Source organism: Citrobacter sp. Marseille-Q5395 (genome assembly GCF_947057495.1).
GTDB classification, from domain to species: domain Bacteria; phylum Pseudomonadota; class Gammaproteobacteria; order Enterobacterales; family Enterobacteriaceae; genus Citrobacter; species Citrobacter murliniae.
Window position 1 is genome coordinate 243,889 of record NZ_CAMSEL010000009.1, and the last position, 20,301, is coordinate 264,189.

Annotated in this window: 16 protein-coding genes and 1 pseudogene; 7 read left to right on the top strand and 10 right to left on the bottom strand. The window is 48.1% G+C overall.

The window, feature by feature from the left end:
• Window positions 1–115: 115 nt before the first annotated feature.
• The 4 genes from OH663_RS12185 to rclA all read right to left on the bottom strand — a co-directional run bounded on the left by OH663_RS12185 (window position 116) and on the right by rclA (window position 4,260).
• Window positions 116–883: a putative bifunctional diguanylate cyclase/phosphodiesterase gene (locus OH663_RS12185; protein ID WP_045440887.1), complete on the bottom strand. Its 768-nt coding sequence runs from the start codon at window positions 881–883 to the stop codon at window positions 116–118.
• Window positions 884–985: 102 nt separating this feature from the next.
• Window positions 986–1,567 carry a helix-turn-helix transcriptional regulator gene (locus OH663_RS12190; protein WP_190284553.1) on the bottom strand — a complete coding sequence of 194 codons (582 nt, stop codon included), beginning with the start codon at window positions 1,565–1,567 and terminating at the stop codon, window positions 986–988.
• A 21-nt stretch (window positions 1,568–1,588) separates the two neighbouring features.
• A complete protein-coding gene (locus OH663_RS12195) occupies window positions 1,589–2,284 on the bottom strand; it encodes a flagellar brake protein (RefSeq protein WP_048221901.1) in 696 nt (231 codons plus the stop codon).
• Between the two features lie 647 nt (window positions 2,285–2,931).
• Window positions 2,932–4,260, bottom strand: coding sequence for a reactive chlorine resistance oxidoreductase RclA (gene rclA / locus OH663_RS12200; RefSeq protein WP_200010473.1), 1,329 nt, complete (start codon window positions 4,258–4,260; stop codon window positions 2,932–2,934).
• A 233-nt stretch (window positions 4,261–4,493) separates the two neighbouring features.
• Here rclA and rclR point away from each other — a divergent pair, with 233 nt between their 5' ends.
• Window positions 4,494–5,348 (top strand): reactive chlorine-specific transcriptional regulator RclR, encoded by an 855-nt coding sequence (gene rclR / locus OH663_RS12205; RefSeq protein WP_200010471.1) that lies wholly within the window; start codon window positions 4,494–4,496, stop codon window positions 5,346–5,348.
• Window positions 5,349–5,384: 36 nt separating this feature from the next.
• Here the strand turns inward: rclR and OH663_RS12210 are convergent, their stop codons facing one another.
• From OH663_RS12210 to OH663_RS12225, 4 genes are all read right to left on the bottom strand, one after another.
• On the bottom strand, window positions 5,385–8,528 hold the full coding sequence (locus tag OH663_RS12210) for a CusA/CzcA family heavy metal efflux RND transporter (protein WP_200010470.1): 3,144 nt from the start codon (window positions 8,526–8,528) through the stop codon (window positions 5,385–5,387).
• 11 nt (window positions 8,529–8,539) lie between these two features.
• Entirely contained in the window at window positions 8,540–9,832 is a 1,293-nt protein-coding gene (locus OH663_RS12215; RefSeq protein ID WP_200010469.1) for an efflux RND transporter periplasmic adaptor subunit, read from the bottom strand.
• A 77-nt stretch (window positions 9,833–9,909) separates the two neighbouring features.
• Complete coding sequence (cusF, locus tag OH663_RS12220; protein ID WP_045440871.1) at window positions 9,910–10,257, bottom strand: cation efflux system protein CusF; 348 nt, start codon at window positions 10,255–10,257, stop codon at window positions 9,910–9,912.
• Window positions 10,258–10,307: 50 nt separating this feature from the next.
• Window positions 10,308–11,690 carry an efflux transporter outer membrane subunit gene (locus OH663_RS12225; protein ID WP_200010468.1) on the bottom strand — a complete coding sequence of 461 codons (1,383 nt, stop codon included), beginning with the start codon at window positions 11,688–11,690 and terminating at the stop codon, window positions 10,308–10,310.
• Window positions 11,691–11,885: 195 nt separating this feature from the next.
• On the opposite strand from OH663_RS12225, the gene cusR reads away from it, so the two are divergent.
• The 6 genes from cusR to OH663_RS12255 all read left to right on the top strand — a co-directional run bounded on the left by cusR (window position 11,886) and on the right by OH663_RS12255 (window position 16,469).
• A complete protein-coding gene (gene cusR / locus OH663_RS12230) occupies window positions 11,886–12,569 on the top strand; it encodes a copper response regulator transcription factor CusR (RefSeq protein ID WP_045440867.1) in 684 nt (227 codons plus the stop codon).
• A complete protein-coding gene (locus tag OH663_RS12235) occupies window positions 12,559–14,010 on the top strand; it encodes a Cu(+)/Ag(+) sensor histidine kinase (protein ID WP_200010467.1) in 1,452 nt (483 codons plus the stop codon). Before cusR ends, OH663_RS12235 begins: the two co-directional genes overlap by 11 nt.
• A 126-nt stretch (window positions 14,011–14,136) precedes the next feature.
• Window positions 14,137–14,463 (top strand): copper-binding protein, encoded by a 327-nt coding sequence (locus OH663_RS12240; protein WP_200010777.1) that lies wholly within the window; start codon window positions 14,137–14,139, stop codon window positions 14,461–14,463.
• A 379-nt stretch (window positions 14,464–14,842) separates the two neighbouring features.
• Window positions 14,843–15,334 carry a hypothetical protein gene (locus OH663_RS12245; protein WP_045440861.1) on the top strand — a complete coding sequence of 164 codons (492 nt, stop codon included), beginning with the start codon at window positions 14,843–14,845 and terminating at the stop codon, window positions 15,332–15,334.
• A 14-nt stretch (window positions 15,335–15,348) separates the two neighbouring features.
• Window positions 15,349–15,582 (top strand): membrane lipoprotein lipid attachment site-containing protein, encoded by a 234-nt coding sequence (locus OH663_RS12250; RefSeq protein WP_045440851.1) that lies wholly within the window; start codon window positions 15,349–15,351, stop codon window positions 15,580–15,582.
• Between the two features lie 86 nt (window positions 15,583–15,668).
• Complete coding sequence (locus tag OH663_RS12255) at window positions 15,669–16,469, top strand: MBL fold metallo-hydrolase (RefSeq protein ID WP_200010466.1); 801 nt, start codon at window positions 15,669–15,671, stop codon at window positions 16,467–16,469.
• Between the two features lie 109 nt (window positions 16,470–16,578).
• On the opposite strand, the pseudogene OH663_RS12260 reads toward OH663_RS12255, so the two are convergent.
• Window positions 16,579–19,023, bottom strand: a pseudogene (locus OH663_RS12260) (trimethylamine-N-oxide reductase 2).
• Window positions 19,024–19,044: 21 nt separating this feature from the next.
• Entirely contained in the window at window positions 19,045–20,139 is a 1,095-nt protein-coding gene (locus OH663_RS12265; RefSeq protein ID WP_045440845.1) for a NapC/NirT family cytochrome c, read from the bottom strand.
• Window positions 20,140–20,301: the final 162 nt, after the last annotated feature.

The window sequence follows — 20,301 nt, forward strand, 5'->3', positions numbered from 1 at the left end:
ACTATCAGTTCTACAGGTATGGAGCGGGAAGTTAAAACGAATGTTGCGAGCAGGCCGGATAAAGCGTCAGCGCCGCCATCCGGTGAAAATCAGGGGGTAATGAGACATTGACAGGTTAACGGTTATTTTGCGTTAACAGTGCGGGGATCTCTTCGGCCATTACCGGAGGAGAAATAAGAAAACCTTGAATTTTATCACAGCCAATATGCTTCAAACGTTCTAACTGCGAGGGAGTTTCCACCCCTTCCGCCAGCACCTCAATACCAAAATTGTGTGCTAATGAAATAATACCTTCGACGATCTTTGTTGATCGGGTGTCCGGTTCAATTCCTGCGACAAATTCTTTATCAATTTTTAAGGTATCAAAAGGATATTTCAACAGATAATTAAGATTAGCATGCCCGGTGCCAAAATCATCCAGAGCTAACTTCACCCCTATCGATTTCAACTCTGTCATATTTTTAGCTGCTATATGGCAGTCACGCAAAGGTGAGGTTTCCGTGACCTCTATTTGGCATCGGCGGGCCGGGAGTCCGCAAGCAGCAAGGTTTTGCCTGATACGTTGGGGTAAAAGGGGATCGCAGAACTCAAGTGCGGAAATATTTACTGATAACGAAAGGGGATCGGGCCAGGCTGCTGCAACGTCCCACGGAGGATTGGTAACCATATCTTCAATTGAAAATATATTGCCGCGGTCTTCCAGTAGCGTAATAAAAACATCGGGAGAAATCATGCCCATTTGCGGACTATTCCAACGCATAAGTGCTTCAAACCCACTAATTTTCTGGGTGGGCAAGTCAAATATAGGCTGATAAACCATATAAAGCTGAGTGGTATTCACCGCCTTTTCAAGCGCATTTAGCAGCTCACTGGAATTTAACATCCCCCCTTCCCCCTTTGTAACCATATAAATTAAAAACCAGTTAAAGTCACTCCCAGGTTGTATCTACTTTTATGCGTGTGATATCAGAAAAGAACGGATAGGTTAGGGTAAAAAAGACAAACTATGTGTAAACCTGACAATCAACTTGTTCAAATCAGATGTATTGCTCAGCCCCAGTTTGGTGACGGCCTTCATCTTGTGAGCCTGAATAGTTTTATAATTCAGGCTAACTAACTCCGAAATTTCTCTGGCTGTATAACCATTTACCAGCAGATTCAGAATCTGCTGCTCTCTTTCGGTTAATCTTTTTTGCGAACGATACAGTCGGGGATTCCATTTCCCTACTGCTAACGTTGCTAATTGAGAAAAATCACGCAATGAAGACTTTTCAGTCAAGACAATGACTTTCTCAATATATAATAACTCAACACATAATTTCGCCACCAAACTATCGGCAACAATCACGATAACGTTATTATAAAATTTAAATCTGTTTTTATTCAAATACTGCACAATTGCGGAACATGGCTGTTCATTGTTAATGATATTAAAAACCATGGTTTGATGCTGGCCCAATGATGATTGATGCAACATGTCCTCAAACTGGTAGGTTTTGATCGGTACATGTTTGCTAGTCAGATAGGCGAACATACCGTTGCCTACAAAATTATCACTGCCACACATCAACATCCTGTTCACCATTCCTTATAAACTTCTGATCTTGTTGCTCATTAAAAATTTGATGATTATTTTCTCAACTTCTGCCTCTTCACGACGGTTCCTGAAATCAAACCCGCATGAAATCTGATAGCAGGAATACAATTGATTATCCTCATCAAATTCGTTGATCATGACGACATCAATAACTTTTAAATCAAGCTGCAAATTTCCAAACGTATCAAAATCCAGAGAGGCACCTTTAATCACTGCATCTTTATAAAGAAAACGTGCATTCACATCTTTAACAATTAATGCGCAACCGCCCTGTGAGATGTTTTTTATCTTAAATGAGTAGTTTTCTCCGTTTTTGTAACGACCAAAACAGAAAAAATCATAGCCCTTCAAAAAAGAGAACCGCTGATTCTGTCGCTGCTGGGCAAAGAAAATCATATCCGGGATGGCATAAGATAATCCTGCCTCCGCACCTGCTGTCGGACTCTTTTCGAGTCTGGCGCTGAATTTGATAATCCCGCTATCGCTGTGCAGGATAAAGTATTGGACCTTTTCAGGGATGATGTCTTCGTGCCAGGAAATCATAAAGTGTTCAAAATCAATCTTTTCTAACTGCGTGATAACACTGCTGTTTTCACATAAGACTTCCAGCTTCGTCTTCTTGTGCAACTCCTCACGAAGGATGGCGATGATTTCAAACTTGTTTTCCTTGGCTAATCCAAAACTCATACAAAAACCCTTATTTCCATATTTAAGATATGTCTCGGTCTCAGTCTCGATTACCGACAAAACACGAGATCAGCATCCACCCCTGGTGCTTAATAACCTTAGTGGATTCCATGTCAAACTGTTGATGCGAACTTAAGTTTTTAACTATCTTTAATCTTACATTGATATGTAAAAACGTTTGATGAGAATTAATTCTAGCTGAAGCCAGGCCTAAAACCATGTGAAGTTGCGCATCAACAATAACAAAAAGGAATAAGAAATAAATCTATAATTCCATTTAGAGATAAAAATAACGTAAAATTAGCCGGGTATAATAGATAACAATGGGTGGGCAAGGCGGAACGACTAAGCTGAGCGCCAGCTATGGTTTAATCGCTGACAGGAAAATGGATGCTTACGGCGTTATATCATTAGCAAATGAAATAATCATGATGGATTATTTCATTTGCTAATGATTAATATTGCAGGCGTGTAAATAAATTTAACTTAAGTTAAAAAAGGCCAGCATTAAGCTGACCCCGGTAATTACCGTATTAAACTATAATGGCATACTATCTTACAGAGGGTATAACGTTAGAAAATAAGTACTACTGATTAATTTCTGTCCGGGCTGAATGCAAAATCCCCCTTAAGGCAGATCCCTGGATTTATGACTTTATGAGAGAAAAAAGATCGTTGAGTGATTCACTCATCGTCGGGTGCGTAAATATTTGATCACGCAATACGGTATAAGGTAACCCTGCATCCATAACGGTTTTGACGATATTAATCATCTCATGAGAGTCCGCACACAATAGTGATACTCCCAATATACGTTGAGTGTTTACATCAATCACGGCTTTGAGGACGCCGCGTGTATCATCCATCACCCGCGCTCGTGGGATTGCCGCGACAGGTAACGTTACCACCTGGACCATTGCCCCGCTGGCACGAGCCTGTTCTTCACTCATCCCTACACGAGAGAGCGGCGGCGTCATAAAAACGGAATACGGCACATTCTGGCGATCGCCTGAATTGCGTAAACCTTCGCCAAATAAGCTGTCGCGGACAATGCGGAAATCATCCAGTGAAACATAAGTAAATTGCAAACCACCGGTTACATCACCCATCGCCCAGATGTTATCTGCAGAAGTCCGCAGATATTTGTTCACAATAATCCCACCGCGCTCGTTCACATCCACCCCGGCGTTCTTTAGCTGCAGATGCTCAGTCGCGGGTTTTCGCCCTGAGGCAACCAGCAGCGCATCCACAGTTCGAAGACCTTCCGGCGTCTGTAGCTGCACCATGCCGTCATGGGACGATACCGACTGTACATTGGCGTTGAGAATTAATTCTACGCCCTGGTCACGCAAAATTTGGGCGATGGCCTCGGCGATATCCCGATCTTCACGCGGTAAAAACAGCGGTGCCGCTTCAAAGATTGTTACCTGGCTGCCAAAGTTGGCGAACATGGACGCGAACTCGAGGCCAATATATCCCCCGCCCAAAATACCAAGACGCTGTGGGCGCTGCGTCAGATTCAACAGCCCGGTACTGTCAAAGACTCCAGGAGTGTCGGACAGGCCTGCAATATCAGGAATAATTGACTGCGCGCCAGTATTGATAAAGATCTTCTCGCCGCGAACCTCGAGTGTTCCGGTCGGCTGAATCACCCGCACGGTATGGTTGTCGATAAACTCAGCGCGCCCTTCAATCACATCCACATTGTCCAGATCAGCGAGATTATGGAAGTTTTTATCACGCAAGAAGCTCACAACAGAGGCTTTACGCTGCATCGCTGCGGCAAAGTCATGCTGCAATTCAGCATCATGCACCAGGGTTTTGGTTGGAATGCAGCCGATATTGATACATGTTCCACCGTACATAGTATTGGACTGCTCGATGATAGCCACCTGCCAGCCCTTTTGTGCCAGGGCCGCCGCCAGCGTCTTACCCGCTTTACCAAAACCAATAATGATTGCCTGGTATTGATTCATGCTGTCTCTCCGCAAAGTCACTGTTCATTTGTTAATCCAAAGTATACGGAGCGATATGCCAGAAAAGCCTATCCATAACGCGATTGTTTTTGTCCAATCGTCTAAACAGCAATAAATAACTTACTCAGTCGATATATTGAAAATACACTAACTATTTGACATTAATGATTTAATATAAAAGTATGTTATTAGTGCTGCCACCCCCCAACAATAAAAATTGTTCAGGAGTCTTTATGGATACCCTTAGCCGATTACTGATGCTTAACGACCCGCAGGGATCTATTGATAAAAATTGCCTGCTCAGCAGAGACTGGCAATTGCCACACGCTGCGGGCGAATTGTCAGTTATCCGCTGGCACACCGTGACCCAAGGGGCTGCCCAACTGGACATGCCTGATGGAACCTCGTTTACGCTTCGTGCTGGTTCGATTGTGATCCTTGCGCAAAACTCAGCGCATCGGCTTTGCCAGTCTGGTGAGGAACAAACACATATCGTCTGCGGCAGTTTACGGCTACCGCCCTCCTCTCGTTATTTTTTAACCACGCTGCCGGAAGCACTAATACTGGCACCGGATGAAAATAGCCACGTCGGCCACTGGCTCAGGGCGATGATTGCGCTACTTCAGGAGGAATCCTCAACCGACCTGCCGGGATCGGATGTGGTATGCAGTCAGCAGTGCGCAACGCTGTTCACACTCGCCGTTCGGCAATGGCTGACACAGGCTACGCCCGCAAAGAACGTACTAAGTTTGTTGTTGCACCCCAGACTGGGGGGCGTGGTTTTCCTGATGCTGGAATCGCCCGCGCATCCCTGGACTGTGGAAGAACTGGCACAACGCGCGCATATGTCGCGGGCCAGTTTCGCGCAGTTATTCCGCGAGGTCTCAAACTCTACTCCACTCGCGGTATTAACCACATTACGTCTGCAATTCGCCGCTCAGATGTTGTCACGTGGATCTCAGCCACTGATTGTCATTGCCGAATCGGTAGGCTATGCCAGCGAGTCATCGTTTCACAAAGTCTTTCTCCGACAATTCGGCTGCACGCCGGGAGAATACCGAAAACGGGTAAAAGCGCTGGAGTCATAGCGCGCCCCCCGGTCAGAAGCGCGCGCTTTCAGGATGCTATTTCTGAGAGCGATGTCGATGTAGCCACATCAGTTTATACGCCGCAGGAATGATAAACAGCGACAATAGCGGCGCGGTTATCATGCCGCCAATCATCGGCGCAGCAATACGACTCATTACTTCCGACCCGGCCCCTGTTCCCCACAATATTGGCAACAAACCGGCGATAATCACCGCCACGGTCATCGCCTTGGGACGAACACGAAGTACTGCCCCGTGGTAGAGCGCTTCATCCAGCTTATCCGCTGTAAAAGTTTGTGGATTTTCCAGAGCCGGTTCGGCTTCTATGGCGTGACGCAGGTACATCAACATCACTACGCCAAACTCAGCGGCTACTCCTGCCAGCGCGATGAATCCGGTTCCGGTCGCTACCGACAGATGGAACCCCATCCAGTAGAGGAACCAGATCCCCCCCACCAGCGCAAATGGCACGCTGGTAATAATCAGCAGCGCCTCTCCAACGCGACGGAATGCCAGATAAAGCAGCACGAAAATAATCATTAGCGTCATCGGTACCATCAGTTTTAGCTTATGGCTGGCTCGCTCTAAAAGCTCAAACTGACCGGAGAACGCCACGCTGGTCCCCGGCTTTAACTGTACATTTTCGGCGATCGCTTTTTTTAGATCGTTAACCACCGAGACCATGTCGCGATCGCGTGCGTCGATATAGATCCAACTGGTGGGCCGTGCATTCTCGGTTTTCAGCATCGACGGTCCGGAAACGACCTTCACATCCGCCACATCAGCCAACGTGATCTGCTGTTTCATTGGAGTCAAAATCGGCAGTTGACGCAACGTTTCAGGGCTATCGCGGAAGCTTTGCGGATAGCGCAGATTGATCGGATAGCGTGCAATCCCTTCAACCGTTTCCCCCACCATAGCGCCCCCCACTGCCGAGGTAATAAACAGCTGCACATCACCTACGGTCATGCCATAGCGCGCGGCCTTCTCACGGTGAATATCCACACTGAGATAGCGACCACCTTCCAGTCGCTCCGCCAGTGCCGAAGCCACACCTGGTACGGTTCTGGCCACTTCTTCGATTTGCTCAGCCGTGGCGTCAATATCTGACAACACGGTCCCCGACACCTTAATACCGATTGGGCTTTTGATCCCTGTGGAAAGCATATCGATACGGTTACGAATCGGCGGCACCCACAGATTCGCCAACCCAGGCAAGCGTACGGTTTTGTCCAGCTCCTCGATGATTTTGTCCATCGTCATCCCCGCACGCCACTGATCCTGTGGCTTCAGTTGGATCGTAGTTTCGACCATCTCCAGCGGCGCGGAGTCAGTTGCCGTTTCAGCCTTGCCGGTCTTACCAAACACGCGCGCTACTTCCGGAACTGTCATGATCAGCTTGTCGGTTTTTTGCAACATGTCCGCCGCTTGCGCCGCCGAAATCCCCGGTAGGGTTGATGGCATATACAGCAGGTCACCTTCATTAATCTGCGGTAGGAACTCGCCACCGACTTTATTAATCGGCCAGATAACCGTAAGAATCGACAGCACCGCCACCAGCAGGGTGGTCTTCGGCCAGTGCAGTACTTTCAGCAGTAGCGGATGGTAAATACGAATCAAGAAACGGTTGAGCGGATTACTACTTTCCGCCGGAATTTTGCCGCGGATCCAGAACCCCATCAGGATCGGGATCACCACGATTGCCAGAAACGCCGCCCCCGCCATGGCATAGGTTTTGGTAAACGCCAGCGGCCCAAAGAGCCGTCCCTCCTGCCCCTCAAGGGTGAAAATGGGAATAAACGACAGAGTAATAATCAGTAAGCTAATAAACAGCGCCGGACCAACTTCTACCGAGGCGTTAGTGATCACCTGCCAGCGTGTTGCGTTATCCAGCTTTTCACCCGGATGCTGATGTTCCCACTCTTCCAACCGCTTATGCGCGTTCTCAATCATCACGATCGCGGCATCAACCATCGCGCCAACCGCGATGGCAATCCCACCAAGCGACATAATATTGGCGTTCAGTCCCTGAAAATGCATCACGATAAATGCAATACACAGGCCCAGCGGGAGAGAAATAATCGCGACCAGTGCCGAGCGGATATGCCACAAGAACAGAGCACAAACCAGCGCCACGACGATAAACTCTTCCAGAAGCTTGTAGCTCAGGTTATCAATCGCACGATCAATTAGCTGACTGCGATCGTATGTTGTAACTACCTCAACGCCTTCCGGCAGGCTGCTTTTTAGCGTTTCAAGTTTGGTTTTAACGGCAGAGATCACCTCACGCGCATTTTTACCTGAACGCAGAATGACGACTCCGCCAGCCACTTCGCCTTCACCGTTCAGCTCAGCGATCCCACGACGCATTTCCGGTCCGATTTGTACGCGCGCAACATCACGCAGGTAAACCGGCACACCGTCTGCCCCTGACTTCAGTACAATGTTATTGAAATCATCGAGTGTTTGCAGATACCCGCTGGCCCGAACCATATATTCCGCTTCCGCCATCTCCACGGAAGAACCGCCGGCTTCCTGGTTAGACGCATCCAGCGCAGACTTCACTTCAGACAAGCTGATGCCATATTGCGTCAGCTTCATTGGGTCAATAACGACCTGATACTCTTTGACCACTCCCCCAACCGAGGCGACTTCCGCCACGTTAGGGATGGTTTTCAGTTCATACTTTAAAAACCAGTCCTGAAGAGAACGTAATTCGGCCAGATCGTGTTTTCCGCTGCGATCCACCAATGCATATTCAAATATCCAGCCAACACCCGTGGCATCCGGTCCCATTTCCGCACTGACACCCGCAGGCAATTTCCCCTGCACCTGGTTGAGATATTCCAGGACGCGGGAGCGCGCCCAGTAAGGATCAGTGCCATCTTCAAAAATGACATATACGTAGGAGTCGCCAAACTGCGAAAAGCCACGGACTGTTTTAGCCCCCGGCACTGACAGCATGGTGGTGGTCAGTGGGTATGTAACTTGGTTTTCAACAATTTGCGGGGCCTGGCCGGGGTAGCTGGTTTTGATGATCACCTGAACATCAGAGAGATCCGGCAAAGCATCCACGGGCGTGTTGATGATGGTCCACGTTCCCCAGATGCTGAGAAATAACGCCCCCATCATCACCAGAAAACGATTAGCTACCGAGCGACGGATAATCCATTCAATCATTTGTCATATCCTCAGTGTGCATGGGTCGCCGGAGCGGGCATTGCTGCGGCATCTGGCGCATCACTTTGCCGGGCCCGCATACGATCCAGCGCACCGGAGATATTCGCCTCGGAGTCAATCAGGAACAGACCGCTGGAAACGACTTTTTCACCTTCAGCCAGACCAGAGCGAATAGCCGTTAGCCCCTGAGATTCATGGAATACCGCAACCTGCTTCGGTACAAACCGTCCTTCGTTATCAACGGTGATCACCCGCTGCTCCGTGCCGGTATCAATCAGCGCTTTAGATGGGATAAGCAACATCGGTTCACTTTGCGTTTTCAACTTCAGATAAGCATTCATCCCCGGTTTAAGCGCCTCGTCAGGGTTATCAACCTGCAAACGTAGCTGGAGAGTTCGTGTGGTAGCATCGACGCTCGGCAGAATGCTCCACTTGCTGATGGTAAAGGGTTTATCAGGCCAGGCTGGCACGGTGATAGAAAACTGCGAGGCATCTTTAAGCAGCCAGGCGATAGACTCCGGGACCGACGCGCTGACCCACACCGGATCCATACCCTGAATTTTCGCCACAACATTGTCTTTTGAAATGTTCATGCCGGTACGCAAATCAAATGCGGTAATCACCCCATCAATAGGTGCTCTCAGGGTGAAGCGTGTCTGAATTCTGCGGGTAGATGTTAAACGCTGAATGTCCGCCTCTGGCATACCGGCCAGACGTAACCTTTCCAGAATACCTTCAACCTGTGTGGCGGTACCGCCGGTCTCACGTAACAGCAGGTATTCACTCTGCGCCTCAACCCAATCCGGGATTGTCAGGTCGATTAGCGGCGCGCCTTTTTTAATTTTGTCACCCACGGTGAGCGGATAGACCTTTTCGATAAAACCAGCGGAACGCGCCTGCACAATGACAAACTGATATTCGTTATAACTGACGTTTGCTGGAAATGTTTGCGCATACAGTAATGGCCCACGGCGCACAGGTTCCGTTTTTAATCCCAGATTCTGAGTCTGAGTCGGATCGATACGCACTCCCGGCGCAGAAGCGCTCGCAGTCTCTTCATCGGCATACTTCGGGATCAGATCCATATCCATGAACGGCGATTTACCTGGCTTCTCAAAGCGTGTATTCGGATACATTGGGTCATACCAGAACAGAACTTTACGGGCTTCTTTTGGCGAAGGTGACGCTGTATCGGCCGAAACGTTTGCTGATGAAAAATAGGTATAAACACCGACAGAAATAATCCCACCGGCAATCATGCCTGCGAGTATAAGCGCGGTATTTTTAATTTTTAAAGACGCCATAGTGATTTCCATTGCGCGAGTGTCTTACCCGTGTGCAAAACAACCCGGGTAAGAACAGAAGAGACCTGCGGACTTCGTTATTTACTGATGTGAATATCTCGTAAGACAGAGAGATTTCCCTGCTGCACAAAAGTAAACGCCACTTTATCGCCTGGCTTAATATCATCAGCACGTGTATCGGAGACTTGCGTAAAACGCATCGTCATTGCGGGCCAGTTCACCGCCGGAATAGGCTCGTGTTTAATGGTGATTTTTTTATTTTCTGTATCAATAGATTCAATCACACCGGTTGCGCTAATTGTTTGTTCCTGTTGAGCCGTTGGCTCCATATTCATCATGGAACCATGCTGATGCTCATTTGCCTGAGCATTAAACATAACCACAGATAAAAAACTAAACAGAGCGGCTTTGGCGGTAATATTCATAAATCATTCTCCTGACAGTTTAATGCAACTTAAATATGACGAATATAGGGTTATTCCGCCCAACCGCCGCCTAAGGCAGCAAACAGTTTAATTTCATTAACCTGTTGGGCGTAATTAAGATCGAGCAGCGATTGCTGCGTTGCGAATAAAGAACGTTCCGCATCCAGCACCTCGATATAGCTCACTGCACCATTCTGATAAAGTGCTCTGGCGCGTTGCAAAGTGATCTGCAGGGACTCCAGATAGCGTTGCTGGGCGGTAATCTGATCGGCGAGGCTTTGACGTAACGCCAGCGCATCAGCCACCTCTTTAAACGCGTTCTGAATTTTTTGCTCGTAATTTACTACCGACTGTTGCTGACGAATTTCTGCCAGATCGAGATTTGACTGATTACGTCCGGCGTTAAAAATCGGAATATCGATTTTCGGGACAAAGTTCCACATGCCGCTGGCGGCATTAAATAAGCTGGAGAGGTCGCTGCTGCTGGCGGATACTGAACTGGTTAGCGTAATTGACGGGAAAAATGCCGCTCGCGCAGCGCCAATATTGGCATTTGCCGCCATTAAAGCATGCTCAGCTTCCATGATATCTGGCCGCTGGAGCAGTATTTGCGAAGGGAGCGCTGGCGGCAACGTCACTGCTTTAATATCGCCATGGCTGCGCGACCGATCGTCTGGTAATTTTCCGTAGGTTCCGAGCAACAGCTGCAATGCATTATTCGCCTGCGCCAGTTCACCTTTACGTTTTGCGATATCGCTGCGCGTACTTTCAATCACGCCCCGAGCCTGTTCCAACGCCAGAACATTGGTGCTTCCGGTTAATAACTGTTTCTCGACAAAGGCGTAAGAACGCTGATAATTTTGCAGCGTTTCTTCCGCAATTTTCAGCTGCGCATAAGCCAGACGCTGATTGAAATAACTTTGCGATACATTGGAGATTAACAGGATATGCACCGCCCGACGTGCTTCTTCACTGGCAAAGAAGTTCTGCCGGTCGGCTTCACTCATATTTTTTAGCCGACCGAAAAAGTCCAAATCGAAACTGAGATTCAGCCCGGCCTCAAATTCCCGGTTAGTGCTGGTATCGCCTTTTAATTTTCCGCTATACGTGCCGCTGGAGCCTGCATTAATCTGCGGATAACGGTCAGCATCCGTCACGCCATATTGTGCCCTCGCTTCCTGAACCTTGAGGGTTGCCATGCGTAAATCACGGTTATTGAGCAGCGCCTCACCTATCAACGCCTTTACCTGCTCGTCCACAAAGAAGGTGCGCCATCCCGTATCTTGATACCCCGCTGGTGCAGAAACCAGCGTGTTCTGGCTTAAGGAGAATTGCTGCGGCACCGGCAAGGCCGGGCGCTGATAGTCCGGAGCCAGAGAACAACCGGCGAGAACAAAAATAGCGCTGAGGGTAAGAAGTTTAAATTTGCACATAGCTCTTCTCGTCCGGACCGGACTGATAACCGTAAAATGAGTGTGAATTTATCGACTTGTACCTTACCTAATTGACTCTGTTTAACCGGTGACAGGTAAATGACAAAACTGTCATTTTCCCAATAACTCATTGCTATCCGATCCGGCTCCTCTAGAATTGAAAACCCGCACAGCCAGTGCGTGAAGGAGAATGTGATGAAGATTTTGATAGTCGAAGATGAGAAAAAAACTGGCGAATACCTGACCAAGGGCCTGACAGAATCAGGTTTTGTTGTGGATTTAGCAGATAACGGTCTGAACGGATATCACCTGGCTATGACCGGCGATTACGACTTGCTCATTCTTGACATCATGCTGCCTGACGTAAACGGCTGGGATATTGTACGTATGCTGCGCACCGCCAACAAAGGTATGCCAATCCTTCTTCTCACTGCGCTAGGTACGATTGAACATCGGGTCAAAGGCCTGGAATTGGGTGCCGATGACTATCTGGTTAAACCGTTCGCCTTTGCCGAGCTTCTGGCGCGGGTCAGAACGCTGTTGCGACGAGGGGCTGCGGTGATTGTTGAAAGTCAGTTTCAGGTTGCGGACTTAATGGTTGATCTGGTCAGCAGAAAAGTGACCCGCAGCGGGACGCGCATTACCCTCACCAGCAAAGAGTTTACGCTGCTCGAATTTTTCCTTCGCCATCAGGGTGAAGTCTTGCCCCGGTCACTTATCGCTTCTCAGGTCTGGGATATGAATTTTGACAGCGACACCAATGCGATTGATGTCGCCGTTAAACGGCTGCGCGCCAAAATTGATAATGATTTTGAACCGAAGCTGATTCAGACCGTGCGCGGCGTGGGGTATATGCTTGAGGTACCGGATGGTCATTAAACGATTGCAACGCCCTTTTTCGCTGGCAACGCGTCTGACCTTTTTTATTAGTCTGGCCACTATCGCCTCGTTTTTCGCCTTTGCCTGGATAATGATCCACTCAGTGAAAGTTCATTTCGCCGAGCAGGATATCAATGACTTAAAAGAAATAAGCACCACGCTGGAACGCATTCTTAATCATCCCGACGAGCCGGAATTTCGACGACTGGAAACATTAAAAAACGTGGTTGCTGGATATTCAAACGTCATTATTTCACTTGAAGATGCCAATCAAAAAGCGATTTTCCATTCGCCAGGTGCGCCGGATCTCCGCCAGTTTATCGCCAGCGCTAAGCCGGATAAAAATGCCCATAGTAATAACGTCTTTTTATTATCCGGCCCAATGCTGCATTCACAGGAACATGCCCACGGGCAAAAAATGTCCTCCAACTGGCGAATGATTCGTTTGCCAATTGGCCAACTACCTGACGGAAAAGCAGCCTATACGCTGTATATGGCATTATCGATAGATTTTCATCTGCACTACATTAATGACTTGAAAAACAAACTGATTATGACGGCATCGTTGATCAGCATGATGATTATTTTTATCGTGTTGTTCGCTGTTTATAAAGGCCACGCACCAATCCGTAACGTCAGCCGCCGAATCCAGAATATTACCTCTAAGGATCTCGACGTCCGCCTGGATCCACAGGCTGTACCTATTGAACTGGAGCAACTGGTAGCTTCGTTTAACCATATGATTGAACGAATCGAGGATGTGTTTAAACGTCAGTCCAATTTCTCAGCAGATATTGCCCATGAGATCCGCACCCCAATAACCAATCTGGTCACGCAGACGGAAATTGCGCTCAGCCAGCCCCGCAGCCAAAAAGAGCTGGAAGATGTGCTCTATTCGAATCTTGAAGAATTTGGTCGAATGTCGAAGATGGTGAGCGACATGCTGTTCCTGGCGCAAGCGGACAATAATCAATTGATCCCGGAAAAGACTGCACTAAATCTGGCGGATGAAGTCAGCAAAGTATTCGACTTTTTTGAAGCGTGGGCGGAAGAGCGTGAAGTCAGTTTGCGTTTTGAAGGCCGCGCGTGTTGGGTATCCGGCGATCCTTTAATGTTACGCCGGGCCATGAGTAACCTTATTTCTAACGCCATACGTTACACCCCAAAAGGCGAGTCTGTGACTGTGCGGGTGAAAGAGGCTGATGGGCAGGTACAGATTATCGTCGAGAATCCCGGCCCCCCCATTGCCGCAGAACACCTCCCCCGGCTCTTCGACCGCTTCTATCGGGTGGACCCATCGCGACAGCGTAAGGGCGAAGGTAGCGGTATTGGACTGGCTATTGTGAAATCAATCGTCACTGCTCATCAGGGCAAGGTCTCTGTGACATCTGACCCACGCGCCACCCGCTTTATTTTGACGCTACCAAAACATGCGATTTAATCATCTGCAATGGCGCTGAGGCACCATTGCAGATTTATTCTCTGACACAACCGTCATAATCCTGTCACGTCGTTGAGCGTACCTGTTTATTATAATTCCCTCCGTCAAACCAAACCGGAGAATATGATGAATAAAATATCGTCTTTTTTAGCTATTGCATTTTTTATCTCAGCTGGCGTTAATGCGGCAGAATCTTCAGGAACCCATCAGCAAGCGGCGACGGCTCATCAAATGATGAATAACAGCGATGCTCCAGCCCATCAAAAAATGGCTCAGGCACATGAGATGCAGGCGTATAACAGCAAATACAGGCAGACTATTGCTCCATCCTTCTCACACATGAATGAACATGAACAAGCGATGGTCGTTCACCAGTCGATGAATAACAGCCATTCATATTCACATGAACTGCAGGCAGAAAAACACCGTGAACGTATCCCGACACAGGGATAATTGATACCAGTTTTTTTAAAAAAAACCTAATAACTATAGGTTACAATCACAAAACCGCCCCTTCACAGGCTTGTCTATCAACAGGCCTGTATTTTCGTTTATCCTCACCGAATTATTAATGTCAATATTAATATTCTATTAAACTCCTCATCAAAAAGTAAAATAACACCTGAGACATAAACAACTTGTATAAAATACGTAAACATCCAGCTCATGATGTTGCTTTTATCAATAACAACAACCTTCCGATGAATATAAATTAGGAATTCCCCTGGTATGTTTTATTAATATTTAGTGGGAGACTGCTTCCGTCATAAACATGACGTAAAGAAAGTTAGTATTCCTATAAATAAATTCAATGATGATAGTGAGTAACAGAATGAAAAAACGTCTGCTGGCCGTCTTTGTCCTGGGTCTGACAACCGCCACCACTGCATGCGCAATTACTCCTGCAATGCAGAAAAAATATGAACGCTCGGGCTGTACGCAGATGAGCGAACTCAACGGCTGCGATGTTAATAAATCCTATGAGTGGAATCGTGATCATGGATTTATCGACAACACAGAAAACCATCAGAATCGACATCACCGACATGGTGAAGATCAGCCGCGCAATCATGATCAGGCCGGAATTTATGGCAAGTTCTCCGGGAATTACGTTGCAAATTTTGAGAATGGTCAGCGCAGTGTAGATATTCACATCGAAGACTCCACCGTCTACGTAAATGGTAACGAAGTGCGTGATATCAATACTTATAAAGATACGATGACCTTCCGCGTTGGGTATTCAACATACACCATTAAAGCGAATGGTCGTGGTAGCTGGATTGATCCTGATGCCGGTAACGCTGGCAAAATTGTGCGTGAATAACGGATTACACCATAATGAAAAAGCTGATATCCGCAATGGTCATCATGGCCAGCCTGTCAGGCTGTGCTGAACATCCGTACCTTTCTGCTGCCGCCGCTGGAGTCGGTGCTGCAGCTGTTGCTACGGCAATAGCTAACCACAAAAATCACGAAAAAGAGCATGACCGCCAGGAGCGTGAGCAGAGAGAAAACCAACATGCATGGCGGCATAATCACCATCATAACGATGATGACAACCGCTACTATTAACGCTGATTAATAGCAAAGAGCGCTGAGATCACAGCGCTCTTAAATTCCGCGCGTTACAGTATGGCGCTTTAACGCTGGAGTCAGCCATGGCTTTAACCATCACAGTGTTGCTGGAAAACAGGCGCGCTGCCGGTGCAGAAACATCATTGCAGGCAAAACCAGGGCTCAGTCTGTTAGTCCAAGATGAAACGACCACAATTCTGTTTGATACCGGGCCGGACGATAGCTTTAAGCTTAATGCCGCGCTGATGGGCGTAGACCTGTCTCAATTAACGGCTACGGTACTCTCACACGGTCATTATGATCACTGCGGCGGCGTGTCCTGGCTGGCGGACAACACTCGCGTCATCTGCCATCCCCAAATAGCCTGTGAGCGTTATTCTGCAATATCCCTTTTTGGATATACCTCAAAAATCAAGAAATTATCACGCGATAATGATTACTCTCGCCTCAGTATGGAGTACACCCAGGAACCGCTATCCATCAGCGAACGTTTTCTGTGGTCTGGAGAGATAAGCGTTCCCACACCGCGAGCCTATGGTGTTATTCGTGAGCGCACCATGCGACAGGACTACATCACCGACGAAGGTGTATTGATTTATAAATCTGATCGCGGCTTAGTTATTATTACCGGCTGTGGGCATCGTGGGATAGAGAACATCGTACGCCATTGCCAAAATATAACCGGAATCACGAAGATCCACGCCCTGATTGGCGGCTTTCATCTACGTTGTGCTTCGCCGTATAAACTATGGCAAGTCCGGCAATTTCTGAATCAACAGAAACCAGAAAGACTCCTTGGCTGTCATTGTACCGGATCGTGGGGGCGCTTGTGGCTACCTGAAATAAGCGCACCTGCAACTGGGGATGTGATTGTTCTGGAGTAGATATTCATGACTGCAGGTACAGATGCAGCAGCAAGAATGCGGCCTGAAAGATTAGGGCTTTAAAACGGGAACCTTGCGGTTCCCGTTTGACTTAGCAGCACAGGCGAACCTAGATGGTTACGATTTCAGGTTCATCAAATACGGTCAGTTTTGGTGCTTCGCCAGTATATTTTTCCGCGTATACCAGGCTTGTGTTCCCCGCACAGCCATTCGCCAGTCTTGAGGTTGGAATGTCCGCAGTCAGTACGTTAGCACCGCCATTTTTACAAATACCATTCTCAATATCAGGCCAGGCACCTTCGTGGATACAGATGATCCCTGGTTTGATCCCGTCGCTGACGTGCGCCCCAACCAGCACCTGTCCGCGATCATTCCAGACACGCACCAGATCTCCCTCGGCGATACCTCTCGCTTTTGCATCATCCGGATGAATAGTCACCGGCTCACGATTTGCAATAGCGTATTCTTTACGCAGCGAAGCGTAGTTCAGCTGGCTGTGCAGGCGATGTGCCGGATGCGCCGTTAGCAGCTGTAGCTGATCCTTATCCGCAGACCCTTTCCACTCATCCGGTTCAATCCACGAAGCATGTGGCGGACAGTCTTTATATTTGTAGCCTTCAATCGTTTTCGAGTAGATTTCAATCTTACCGCTTGGCGTTCCGAGTGGATTCATAACCGGATCATTGCGGAAATCAGCATAACGCACGTATTTGTTGTTCTTTTCGTTCTCACGCATTTCGATCAATTTATTCTGCTGCCAGAACGCATTGAACTGAGGCATGGCAACGCGCTGGGCACGGGCGGCTTTTTGCGCAACATCATAGAATTGCTTCAACCACGCCATTTCATCTTTGCCTTCGGTATAGACCGCTTTTCCGCCAGGCTTAAGCATTTCAGCGAGATCGGCAAACACATCAAAGTCATTACGCGCTTCAAACTGCGGTTCAATAACCTGCTTCATCGGCACCAGATGCTGGTTACTGTAATCGCCGGTCATGGTCAGGTCGTTGCGCTCAAACGATGTAGTGATGGGCAGAACAATATCGGCATGTTTAGCCGCAGCAGTCCAGTAACACTCGGAGATAACAACCAGTTCTGGCTTCTACCAGGCTTTAATTAAACGATTTGTATCCTGGTGATGGGTAAAGTTAGCGCCACCAGCCCACCAGATCATTTTGATCTCCGGGAAGGTCTGCTCTTTACCATTATGCTGATATTTTCCACTCGGATTCTCCAGCGCTTCGACAATTCGCGCCACGGGAAGATTTGTCACGGCATCGGAAACCGCCCAGTCATTTCCAGCTGACGAACCGCCTTCCACTTTGGCCGAGATAGCCGGTAATACCCCACCAGTACGCGTCGGGTTCCCGCCATTGGAGTAATGATAGGAGAAGCCGAAGCCACCGCCTTCTGTACCAATTTGCCCCAGCATCGCCGCCAGTGTCACCAGCATCCAGTGTTTTTGCTCACCATATTGCTGACGCTGAATCCCCCAGCCTGCCATAAGCATGGTTTTGTTACTGGAGAAAATTTCCGCCAGCTTCTCCAGTTGTTCTGCAGGTACACCACAGACGCCTGATGCCCACTCAGCAGTTTTCTCAATATTGTCGCTCTTGCCGAGCAGGTATTCCTCAAATTGCGGATATCCGGTGGTGTATTTTTCCAGGAACGCTTTGTCATGGAGATTTTTCTTCACCAACGTATGTGCAATACCCAACATCATGGCGACGTCTGTCCCCATATGCGGTGCAATCCAGGTGGCATTATCACCAAAGAATTCAATTGTTTCTGAACGCATTGGATCGATAGCGATAACGCTTTTTCCTGATTTTTTCAGCAGATTGAAATACTCGAGTCCTTGTTCATCCGTACTGCTCCAGGCAATTTTTAACGTATTGAGCGGGTTCATTCCCCACAACACCACGACCTGGCTGTGCTCGAGTACCATTGGCCAGGTAGTCTGTTGTTCATATACCTCAACTGAGCCTACAACGTAAGGCATGATGACCTGGGCCGCTCCGGTTGAATAATCCCCGGTATGTCCGGCGTATCCCCCAGCCATACTCATGTAACGTTGCAGTAAGGTTTGCGCTTTGTGCAGCACACCACTGGAGCGCCAGCCATAAGAACCAGCAAACACTGAAGCCGGGCCATAGCTGCTACGGATCCGGCTATGTTGTTCATGAATGAGTTTCAGCGCCTGCTCCCAACTGACACGCACGAAAGGATCGCTCCCTCGTTTGCCATCCGCTTTACCTGGGTTTTCCAGATAGCTTTTGCGCACCATCGGATATTTCACGCGGATATTGGTATGTACCTGGTCGGGCGCGGTTTGCTGCAATGAGTTAGGCACCGTTTTAGGCAATGCGCCTTTTGAAGAAACGACTTTGCCGTCTTTAACTTCCACATACACCGCTCCCCAACGTGCAGCTGTCAGGATTGCCCCACCATTTTGGCCTTCAGCCCAGGCTGGCATCGGGATCACCGAAGAAATCGCCATAGTCCCGGTTGCCGCGCCAGCCGTCTTGATAAAGTCACGTCTTGTGAGTTTCATGATTTCTCCTGGTGTTATCGCTTATTTATTTATGTCTTTTGCGTTGTACTGGAAGTAACGGCTCAGGATATCCAGTTCGTTTTCACTGATGTTGGTACGAGCGCCCATCCCTTTTGCCACTGAAGGCCAGGCATTGAGCGTAAAATGGTTCGCAGGAATAGGCGCATGGCAACCTGCGCAGTACACATTGTCGAGTTTGCGAGCGTAGTCCCACATTGGCTCACGACTGGCGAGAGCAGAACCACTCCACTCTCCCTGTAGAGCCACGTCCCGCCATGTATTACCGTAATCATCGGTTTTCCAGTCGGAGAGAATGTTAAGTGACTGCTGTCCCTTTTCACTTAGGCTGGCCAGAATTAAACGCTGACCTGCTGCGTAGTAAATCACCTGTTCAGTTCCCTGCATCTGGCTTCCACGGATCTCAACCAGCCGCGAGTTTTCTGTCGATTTCAACACCTGCATTTTTGTAGCGGGATAGACAGTTCCCAAATCACCGAGTGCGGTATTAGTTACGACATAAAGCTCTTTTGCCGTAGCAGGAGTGGAGGCCGACTGTGCTTCAAGTCCTTTGAGAGCGCTGTCATCCATTTTGATTTCAGGTGGGAAGTGGGCAACGCCCTTGTGGCAATCAATACAGGTTTGCTTTTCCTGAATGCCCATTTTATGCATTTTTTGGGCATCAGCGCTTTGCGCTTCAAGATCCATCGCGTCCATACTGTGACAGCTACGGCAGGTAGCAGAATCATTGGCTTTCAGCTGTGCCCAGACGGTTTGTGCCATCTCAAGTCGATGTTCTTCGAATTTTTCCGGAGTATCGATTTTTTTGGTAACAAACTGATGATAAACATCTTTTGTTGCTCGCAGCTTAGCGACGAGGAAATCCAGTCCACCTTCCGGAATATGACAATCCGCACATTCTGCCCGAATTCCTCTTTTGTTCTGAAAATGAACCGATCCTGTATATTCCTCATATGGTGCCTGCATCGTATGGCAAGACAGGCAAAATTCAGTGCTCGAAGTTTTATGCAATGTCCATTGCCCAGCTAAAACAATAACCGCACCAAGAACAATGCACAGCAGCATCGTCCAGAGGATGGTTTTATTTATTTTTCTCATTTTAAATTCCCACAAGACACCTACTCTTTAATGGGTAGACAATAATTATACTAAGTCTATTACTTATTGATATTTATCAAGCGCAGAAGGAAATGAGAATCAGCATTCAGGCAAATTTGAAGACCGTCGCATATTTGATAAGAACAAAATAAAAATATATGG

Bases quoted from the DNA above. Each gene is read 5' to 3' on its own strand.
- OH663_RS12185 (WP_045440887.1), bottom strand. From the start codon at position 883: ATGTTAAATTCCAGTGAGCTGCTAAATGCGCTTGAAAAGGCGGTGAAT.
- OH663_RS12190 (WP_190284553.1), bottom strand. From the start codon at position 1,567: ATGTGTGGCAGTGATAATTTTGTAGGCAACGGTATGTTCGCCTATCTG.
- OH663_RS12195 (WP_048221901.1), bottom strand. From the start codon at position 2,284: ATGAGTTTTGGATTAGCCAAGGAAAACAAGTTTGAAATCATCGCCATC.
- rclA (WP_200010473.1), bottom strand. From the start codon at position 4,260: ATGAATCAATACCAGGCAATCATTATTGGTTTTGGTAAAGCGGGTAAG.
- rclR (WP_200010471.1), top strand. From the start codon at position 4,494: ATGGATACCCTTAGCCGATTACTGATGCTTAACGACCCGCAGGGATCT.
- OH663_RS12210 (WP_200010470.1), bottom strand. From the start codon at position 8,528: ATGATTGAATGGATTATCCGTCGCTCGGTAGCTAATCGTTTTCTGGTG.
- OH663_RS12215 (WP_200010469.1), bottom strand. From the start codon at position 9,832: ATGGCGTCTTTAAAAATTAAAAATACCGCGCTTATACTCGCAGGCATG.
- cusF (WP_045440871.1), bottom strand. From the start codon at position 10,257: ATGAATATTACCGCCAAAGCCGCTCTGTTTAGTTTTTTATCTGTGGTT.
- OH663_RS12225 (WP_200010468.1), bottom strand. From the start codon at position 11,690: ATGTGCAAATTTAAACTTCTTACCCTCAGCGCTATTTTTGTTCTCGCC.
- cusR (WP_045440867.1), top strand. From the start codon at position 11,886: ATGAAGATTTTGATAGTCGAAGATGAGAAAAAAACTGGCGAATACCTG.
- OH663_RS12235 (WP_200010467.1), top strand. From the start codon at position 12,559: ATGGTCATTAAACGATTGCAACGCCCTTTTTCGCTGGCAACGCGTCTG.
- OH663_RS12240 (WP_200010777.1), top strand. From the start codon at position 14,137: ATGAATAAAATATCGTCTTTTTTAGCTATTGCATTTTTTATCTCAGCT.
- OH663_RS12245 (WP_045440861.1), top strand. From the start codon at position 14,843: ATGAAAAAACGTCTGCTGGCCGTCTTTGTCCTGGGTCTGACAACCGCC.
- OH663_RS12250 (WP_045440851.1), top strand. From the start codon at position 15,349: ATGAAAAAGCTGATATCCGCAATGGTCATCATGGCCAGCCTGTCAGGC.
- OH663_RS12255 (WP_200010466.1), top strand. From the start codon at position 15,669: ATGGCTTTAACCATCACAGTGTTGCTGGAAAACAGGCGCGCTGCCGGT.
- OH663_RS12265 (WP_045440845.1), bottom strand. From the start codon at position 20,139: ATGAGAAAAATAAATAAAACCATCCTCTGGACGATGCTGCTGTGCATT.